1 protein-coding gene is annotated in these 692 nt (G+C 28.9%); it reads left to right on the forward strand.

Annotated elements, in window-relative coordinates; translation table 11 throughout:
- Positions 1-506: tubby C-terminal domain-like protein (locus AC1DJR_RS32470; RefSeq protein ID WP_477004512.1), on the forward strand; the 506-nt coding region annotated here is incomplete at its 5' end.
- Between the last annotated feature and the right edge of the window lie 186 nt (positions 507-692).

Consider the following 692-nt stretch of genomic DNA (forward strand, 5'->3'; position numbering starts at 1 on the left):
ATATGACCTTACTAGTTAAAAACTCTACTAAACAGTTAGATATTTATAACCAAGAGAATAAAAAGTTAGGATATATACAACGTGTTTTTACGAATAAATTAGAGTATATTGTGGATCTTATATTTCATAATTGGTTTCTTCATGTTACTACTACTGATATAGAAGGAAATAAAAAAGCTGAAGCTAAATCTATACTCCTAACAAATCGTAGTAAATGGAATGTACTGTATCAAACTGATAAAGGAGCATCTTCTTTATTGCTGAAAGCTGTAGCTAACATCAGTATAGCTCATGATTTTTCTTTTGTTATGAATGATATTACTTATCTAATCAAACGAAATATGTTGGATCATACAGCCTACATTTTAAGTGAACATAAAAAGATAGCTGAGATTACATTTGATAAATTACTACCACCACGAATACATACCATAGAATTGTATGATGAATCATTTAATATATTTTTACTTATAACGCTTTATCATACTTTTACTTTACATAAATAGCACCTTAGAATTGTCTATAATTAATGGGGTAGCACCACACATCCATCAACTTAAGGTATCTTTTTATACAAAATGTGGTTTTTTCACGTAGTCTTTTATTATCTTTTATAGATAGCATAAAAGTAGGCACATCAAATAAACCCTGACGGGTTTTAAATTTTTCGCTATGCTACCTGATGGGCAGAA

The organism is Bacillus sp. 05T31 (assembly GCF_056396725.1).